Source organism: Oceanicola sp. S124, assembly GCF_000220565.1.
In the GTDB taxonomy this organism is placed as follows: domain Bacteria; phylum Pseudomonadota; class Alphaproteobacteria; order Rhodobacterales; family Rhodobacteraceae; genus Pseudooceanicola.
On record NZ_AFPM01000038.1, the window covers coordinates 44,591 to 51,325 of the forward strand.

9 protein-coding genes are annotated in these 6,735 nt (G+C 68.5%); 3 read left to right on the forward strand and 6 right to left on the reverse strand.

Annotated elements, in window-relative coordinates; genetic code table 11:
* Positions 1-128 precede the first annotated feature (128 nt).
* Together trxB and OS124_RS0103635 are read left to right on the forward strand one after the other, a co-directional pair.
* Positions 129-1,070, forward strand: coding sequence for a thioredoxin-disulfide reductase (trxB, locus tag OS124_RS0103630; RefSeq protein ID WP_010137973.1), 942 nt, complete (start codon positions 129-131; stop codon positions 1,068-1,070).
* A 4-nt stretch (positions 1,071-1,074) separates the two neighbouring features.
* A complete protein-coding gene (locus OS124_RS0103635) occupies positions 1,075-1,410 on the forward strand; it encodes a ribonuclease E inhibitor RraB (protein ID WP_010137974.1) in 336 nt (111 codons plus the stop codon).
* A 138-nt stretch (positions 1,411-1,548) separates the two neighbouring features.
* On the opposite strand, the gene OS124_RS0103640 is transcribed toward OS124_RS0103635, so the two are convergent.
* Together OS124_RS0103640 and OS124_RS0103645 are read right to left on the reverse strand one after the other, a co-directional pair.
* A complete protein-coding gene (locus OS124_RS0103640; protein ID WP_029375141.1) occupies positions 1,549-1,788 on the reverse strand; it encodes a DUF1150 family protein in 240 nt (79 codons plus the stop codon).
* A 26-nt stretch (positions 1,789-1,814) separates the two neighbouring features.
* The gene (locus OS124_RS0103645) at positions 1,815-2,228 is read right to left on the reverse strand and encodes an Hsp20 family protein (RefSeq protein ID WP_010137976.1); all 414 of its coding nucleotides are present in this window, start codon (positions 2,226-2,228) and stop codon (positions 1,815-1,817) included.
* A 160-nt stretch (positions 2,229-2,388) separates the two neighbouring features.
* On the opposite strand from OS124_RS0103645, the gene OS124_RS0103650 reads away from it, so the two are divergent.
* Positions 2,389-2,613, forward strand: a complete 225-nt coding sequence (locus tag OS124_RS0103650; RefSeq protein ID WP_010137977.1) for a YdcH family protein — start codon at positions 2,389-2,391, stop codon at positions 2,611-2,613.
* A gap of 140 nt (positions 2,614-2,753) precedes the next feature.
* Here OS124_RS0103650 and OS124_RS0103655 read toward each other — a convergent pair whose 3' ends face one another.
* The 4 genes from OS124_RS0103655 to OS124_RS0103670 all read right to left on the reverse strand — a co-directional run bounded on the left by OS124_RS0103655 (position 2,754) and on the right by OS124_RS0103670 (position 6,592).
* Positions 2,754-3,827 (reverse strand): 5-(carboxyamino)imidazole ribonucleotide synthase, encoded by a 1,074-nt coding sequence (locus OS124_RS0103655; RefSeq protein WP_010137978.1) that lies wholly within the window; start codon positions 3,825-3,827, stop codon positions 2,754-2,756.
* Positions 3,820-4,308, reverse strand: a complete 489-nt coding sequence (gene purE, locus OS124_RS0103660; protein WP_010137979.1) for a 5-(carboxyamino)imidazole ribonucleotide mutase — start codon at positions 4,306-4,308, stop codon at positions 3,820-3,822. The genes OS124_RS0103655 and purE overlap by 8 nt, the downstream gene beginning before the upstream one ends.
* 389 nt (positions 4,309-4,697) lie before the next feature.
* Positions 4,698-5,825 carry an alpha-D-ribose 1-methylphosphonate 5-triphosphate diphosphatase gene (locus OS124_RS0103665; RefSeq protein ID WP_010137981.1) on the reverse strand — a complete coding sequence of 376 codons (1,128 nt, stop codon included), beginning with the start codon at positions 5,823-5,825 and terminating at the stop codon, positions 4,698-4,700.
* The gene (locus tag OS124_RS0103670) at positions 5,825-6,592 is read right to left on the reverse strand and encodes an alpha/beta fold hydrolase (RefSeq protein WP_010137982.1); all 768 of its coding nucleotides are present in this window, start codon (positions 6,590-6,592) and stop codon (positions 5,825-5,827) included. Before OS124_RS0103670 ends, OS124_RS0103665 begins: the two co-directional genes overlap by 1 nt.
* Positions 6,593-6,735: the final 143 nt, after the last annotated feature.

Genomic DNA, 6,735 nt, shown 5'->3' on the forward strand with positions numbered 1-6,735 from the left:
CGTATAGGCGGCGGTTTTTGGTTTTTCTCGGGCGTCCCGCTGCCTCGATGGCCCTGCCTAGCCTGCCTTGCATGGCCTCGGGGCGGGGCTTAAGTAGGCATGAGTTTTCTTTCCGGGGGATGCCGAGAATGTCCGAGACGCGCAAGACCAAGGTTCTGATCATCGGCTCCGGCCCGGCGGGCTATACCGCCGCGGTCTATGCCAGCCGTGCCATGCTGGAACCCATCCTGGTCCAGGGGATCGAGCCCGGCGGCCAGCTGACCACCACCACCGAGGTCGAGAACTGGCCCGGCCACACCGAGATCCAGGGCCCCGACCTGATGGTCAACATGGAGGCCCACGCCCGCGCCATGGGCACCGAGATCATCGGCGACATCATCACCGATCTGGACCTGTCCAAGCGGCCCTTCGTCGCGAAGGGCGATAGCGGCACCGACTATGTCGCCGACGCGGTGATCCTTGCCACCGGCGCCCGTGCCAAGTGGCTGGGTCTGGAAAGCGAAGAGGCCTTCAAGGGCTTCGGCGTCTCGGCCTGCGCCACCTGCGACGGCTTCTTCTACCGCGGCCAGGAGATCGTGGTGATCGGCGGCGGCAACACCGCTGTCGAAGAGGCGCTGTTCCTGACCAACTTCGCCTCGAAGGTCACCCTGATCCACCGCCGCGACGAGCTGCGCGCCGAGAAGATCCTGATCGACCGCCTGATGAAGAACCCCAAGATCGAGCCGCTCTGGCATCACGTCCTCGAAGAGGTCGTGGGCGAGGACAACCCCAAGGGCGTCACCGGCATCAAGGTGAAACACGTCGACACCGGCGTGGTGACCGAGATCCCCGCCAAGGGCGTCTTCGTCGCCATCGGCCATGCGCCGGCCAGCGAACTGGTCAAGGACCAGCTGGAGCTGCACAACGGCGGCTATGTCAGCGTCAAGCCGGGCTCGACCGAGACCTCGGTGCCCGGTGTCTTCGCCGCCGGCGACCTGACCGACCACAAGTACCGCCAGGCCGTGACCTCGGCGGGCATGGGCTGCATGGCCGCGCTCGATGCCGAGCGTTTCCTGGCCGAGAACGAGTGATCCGATGAGCCACGATTTCTCCAGTCAGCAGGCCGAGACCCGCGCGGTCTACAACGAGATGCAGGCCGAGCACGGGCTGCCCGAGGTGGCGGATGTGGATTACTTCCTCATCGCCACCTCCGAGGAAGCCGACTGGCGCCCCCTCGCCGAGGCGCTGACCCTGCAAGGCTTCGAGTGCCAGTACATCGACGATGACGAAGAAGCAGACACCCCCTACCTGATCGCCACGCTGCCGGATCAGGCGATCTCGGCCGACGGCATCTGGATCGGAGAGGAAACGGCCACCCGCGCCGCGCTGGAACACGGCTTTGCCCCCGACGGATGGGGCCTGGAGGGCTGAGCGCCCGGCCCCGCAAGACAAGAAGGCCCCGCTGATCCGGCGGGGCCTTTTCCTTTCCCGGAATGCAGAACGGCCCACCGAAGGGCGGGCCGTTGATGATCGCTTGGGCGCATCGCGCCCGGCTTCATGCCACCGGCTTCAGTGCACCGTCACCGGCGCAAGATCGTTCTCGCGCGCCAGGATGAAGGCGGTGCGGCGATCTTCCACCAGCGCCAGGCGTTCGCCGTCAGAGTTGTGAACGGCAAAGAGGGTCTCGATGCCCTCGACCTGCTCGCGCAGTTCCTCGGGCAGATCGGCCGCCTCGACGGGGCGGACATAGACGATCTTCTCGGCCACATGGGCCTGGGCGGGGTGATCGAAATCGTACTTCTGGGTCATCATGAACCCCCTTTCTTCAACTCAACTCAGCTGCGGCGGATATTGATCCGCTGGACGACGCGCTCGGGCTCGGCCCGGGTCAGGTCCACGTGCAGCAATCCGTTCTCCATCACCGCCTCGCCGACCTCGACGCCCTCGGCCAGCACGAAGCTGCGCTGGAACTGGCGGGTGGCGATTCCGCGGTGCAGGAAGATCCGGCCTTCGCCCTCATCGCCCTGTCGCCCACGGATGACCAGTTGCCGGTCCTCCAGCGTGATCGCCAGATCCTCTTCGAGGAACCCGGCCACGGCCAGGGTGATGCGATAGGAATTCTCGGATGTCTGTTCGATATTGAAGGGCGGATAGCCCTCGTTACCGGACTTCGCGCTGCGCTCCAGCAGCCGTTCCAGCTGTTCGAAGCCCAGAAGATAGGGGTGCGACCCCAGGGTCAGCTTGCTCATTTCCATGCGTCCTTGGCAAAAGCGACGTCAGTGCGGCCCCCCTGTCGGCGAGGCCCTGTCCCGATAATATGGGGAGTGGCCCGGGCCGCTGCAAGGCTTTTGCGAATTGCCCCGTTTCGGGTATTCTGCAGCTCCAGCCACCTGTGAAGCGAGTCCCGCCATGAATGCCCCCACCGACCTTTCGATGAAGACCGACGAGGTGCTGCGGGTCGAGCTGGAACACTTCCGCGCCGAGCACCGCGACCTCGACGAGGCAATCCGCGCGCTCGAGGATCGGGCCTCGGCAGACCGGCTGACGATCCAGCGGCTAAAGAAGAAGAAGCTGGCGCTGAAGGACCGAATCGCGCTGATCGAGGACCGGCTGACCCCCGACATCATCGCCTGAGGCCACCCCGGGCCGGGCGCGCCCGGCTTTCCGGCTGCCGAGCGGCCCATGGGAAGCGGCCCATGAAAGAAAGATGGCGCCCCGAGGGGCGCCCTTCTGGTCTGCTGGCTGCGCGCACCTTTCGACGCGCCTATCCACGGTCAGGCCTTGGGCGTGACCAGGTTCACATGACCCATCTTGCGGCCTGCCCGGGTCTCGGCCTTGCCGTAGAGATGCAGCGCGGCACCGCCACGGGCGGCCAGCTCGGGCACCCGGTCCATGTCGTCGCCGATCAGGTTCTCCATCACCACGTCCGAATGCCGCTGCCCGTCGCCAAGCGGCCAGCCGGCCACGGCGCGGATGTGCTGCTCGAACTGGTCGACGGCGCAGCCGTTCTGGGTCCAGTGGCCCGAGTTGTGGACCCGCGGCGCGATCTCGTTGACCACCGGGCCCTGCGGCGTGACGAACAGCTCGACCCCCATGACGCCGACATAGTCCAGCGCGTTGAGGATGCGCGCGGCCAGCAGGATGGCATCGGTGCGCAGGCTGGCGGGGATCTTCGCGGGCACGGTGGTGGTGCGCAGGATGCCCTCGGCATGGACGTTCTCGCCCGGATCGAAACACGAGACCGACCCGTCGAGTCCGCGCGCCGCGATGACCGAGATCTCGGCGGTGAAGTCGACGAAACCTTCCAGCACGGCGGGCGCGCCCTTCAGCTGGGCCAGCGCCTCTTCTGCGCCGGCGGGGTCGGTGATGCGCACCTGGCCCTTGCCGTCATAGCCGAAGCGGCGGGTCTTCAGGATGGCCGGCGTGCCGAACTCGGCCAGCGCGCGGCCAAGCGAGGGGAAGTCGGTGATATCGGCGTAGGGCGCCGTTGTCAGGCCGAGGTCCGAGAGGTAGTCCTTCTCGGTCAGCCGGTCCTGGCTGACCCGCAGCGCTTCGCGCCCCGGCCGGATCGGGCGGATCGCCTCGATCACGTCCAGCGCCGAGGTGGGGATGTTCTCGAATTCATAGGTCACCACGTCCACCGCTTCGGCGAAGGCGCGCAGGGCGGCCTCGTCCTCGTAGGAGGCGGTGGTCAGGGCGTCGCAGACCTGGGCGGCAGGCGGGTTGGCCGAGGGCTCGAAGATATGGGTCTTCAGGCCGAGGCGGGAGGCCGCGACGGCCAGCATGCGGCCCAGCTGGCCGCCGCCGAGGATGCCGATGGTGGCGCCGGTGGGAAGCATGTCAGTCATCGGCAGGCTCATCGGGAATGGAGGCCGAAAGCGCCGCGCGCCAGGCGTCGAGGCGGGCGGCGAGATCGGCATCGGCATTGGCCAGGATACCCGCCGCCATGAGACCCGCATTGGCGGCTCCGGCCGCGCCGATGGCCATGGTGGCGACCGGGAAGCCCTTGGGCATCTGGACGATGGAATAGAGGCTGTCGACACCCGACAGGGCCCGGGTCTGCACCGGCACGCCGATCACCGGCACCCGGGTCTTAGAGGCCATCATGCCGGGCAGATGCGCCGCCCCGCCGGCCCCGGCGATGATCACCTGAAGGCCCCGGCCCGCGGCTTCCTTCCCGTAGGTCCACAGGCGATCCGGGGTCCGGTGCGCCGAGACGATCTTCGTCTCATAGGCGACGCCCAGTTCATCCAGGATCAGGGCTGCCTCCTTCATCGTCGGCCAGTCGGACTGGCTCCCCATGATGATACCGACCTTGATTGCGCTCATCTGCCTGCCTCCAAAGGGGTTCGGAGATGGGACTTATAGAGGATTTGCGGCAGGGGGCAATCGGGGCGGTGCACGGAAACCCGAGGCCGGGCCCCGAATGGCACGCCGCCGCGGGCGCATGCCCGCAGGGGCCCCTCCGGTTACCCCGTCGCGTCACGAATAGGCGACGCCGGCGCTCACCGGTATCAGCCTGCGGCTGATCGCCTCCGGCGGCAGTATTTTCAGCCTTCGGATAGAGCGGGCCCGGGGTGCGAAGGAACCGCCGCAGCGCGCCCACCCCGGCCTGTCCTAGCGGCGGGCCAGAGCCGGGTGCGCGCCCGCTTCCTCGCCAAGCCGAAAATACGCGCGGGGGTGAGGCACAGCCGAGAGGGCGGCAGACCCGTGCCTGCTCAGCCCAGCAGGACCTCGGCCAGTTCGGCGCCAAGCCAGGCCAGCCGCCCGGCGGCAAAGGTTGCGGCGACACGGCCCGTTTCGGGCTCCAGCACCACCACGTCGGCGCGTTTGCCGGGGCTTAGCTCTCCGCGATCGCGCAACCCCAGCATTGCCGCGGGACCGGAGGAGACCAGCGCCCAGGCCCGTTCGATGCCGATCTCTGTCGCCAGCTTCAGCGCCGCCTGGCGCGGGGCCGGGTAGTGGTAGTCCGAGGCCAGCGCAGTGCAGAGCCCCAGGCCGACCAGCTCCGCCGCCGAGACCTTGCCCGCATGGGAGCCGCCGCGCACCACGTTGGGTGCGCCCAGCACCACCGGCTCTCCCCGGGCGATGGCGGCGCGGGCCGCCTCTTCGGTCTCGGGGAATTCGGCGACCCCGGCACCGAGATCGCCCCAATGCGCCCGATCCGCCGCCGACTGGTCGTCGTGGCTGCCGAAGAGCACCCCGGGATGGGCCTCGATGAAGGCGCGGGCCGGGGCGGGATTGCCGTGCACCTCCTCGTGCAGGCGCTGCAACAGGGCCAGGTGAGCCTCGGGGCTGCGGCCCGATTTCAGCGCCTGCCCGGTCAGGCGGGGCGGCCGCTTGCCTTTCAGCAGCGCCGCGTGCGGCAGGTGATCGTTCAGCACCACGTAGCCGATGCCATGCTGGCGGATCAGCGCGCTGGCACGGTCGAACTCAGCGGCCATGCCGACCTCGAGCCGCAATTGCAGGCGCAGGTCGATCGGCTGCGAAGGCGCGAGCGCGGCATGGGCGGCACACATCGCCTCGGCGAAATCGGGCCCGCGCATCCCCCCTTCCCAGGAGAAGAACTGCGCCAGCATCGCCGTGGTGATGCCGTTCACCGCCAGCTCGGCCGCCGCCATGGCCAGGCCGTCTTCCAGGCTGGACAGCGCACCGCGCCGGGGCGCCAGGTGCCGCTCGAAGCCGTCGCCATGAACATCGACGATGCCCGGCAGCAACCAGTAGCCCGTGAGGTCCAGCTGCCGCCCCGGCGTGTCATCGCTCAGCAGCCCGTGCTCCATGCCGAGCGGCGCGCGGGACCAGCCGTCGGGGCGCAGCACGCGGGCGCCGGTCAGGGTGAGCTGCATCAGGGTGTCTCCAGCAATTCGCGCAGCGCCGCGCCCCAGGAAAGACCTTCGCGGAAGGCGCCGCTGTCCAGGAACGCCAGCGTCTGAGCGATGACCTGCGGGTCGTTCATCATGAAGGTATGGGTCACCGGCAGAGTGATCTGTCCCGCCTGCCCCGCCACCTGCGTCGAGGCCACCGAGACCTTGCCATCATCTTCGCCCTTGATCAGCGCCGAGAACAGCGGGTTCAGGCTCTGGCTGCCCGAGATCACGCCGAGGGGAAACCGCACCGGCGGCAGGCTGTCGGGCAGACCTTCGGTGCCCAGTTCGAGCCCTGCCGGCCCATTGAGCGCGGCAAAGAGGCCAAGCCCGCCGAAGGTGTCGACGATCTCGGAGCCGTGATTGGGCGGCCCGAGCATCACGGCTCGGTCGATCAGGGCGGCGCGATCCGGATCGGCGGCGACGAAGGCCCGCAGCAGGATACCGCCCATGGAATGGGTCACCACGTCGGCCCACCCGCCGCAGCGGGCGAAGGCCTGCGGCAGCCAGCCCTCGGCCAGTCGGGCAACCTCATCCCGGGTGGAGGGGTAGTCGACCCTCTCGACCCGGTAGCCGTGCGCCTGCAGCGCCTGCGTCATCACGGTGAAGGAGGCGCCACTGCGCCCAAGCCCATGGATCAGCAACACGCAGTCCGAGGCCGCCGCACGCAGCGGCAGCAGCAGCAGGCAGAGGACAAGCAGACCCGAAAGCGGCAGGGTCCGGGCAGGGTGGAAAGCGCGGTGCGACATGGCGGCTTGCTACACCCTGCGGCGGCGCCTGCAAAGCGGCACGCGGTGCCGCTCAGTTCGTCGGTGCCAGGCCCAGTTCGCGGTAGGCCGGCGGATAGACCAGCTTTTCCGAGGCGAAGGCCGTGCCGGCAGCGATCGGATAA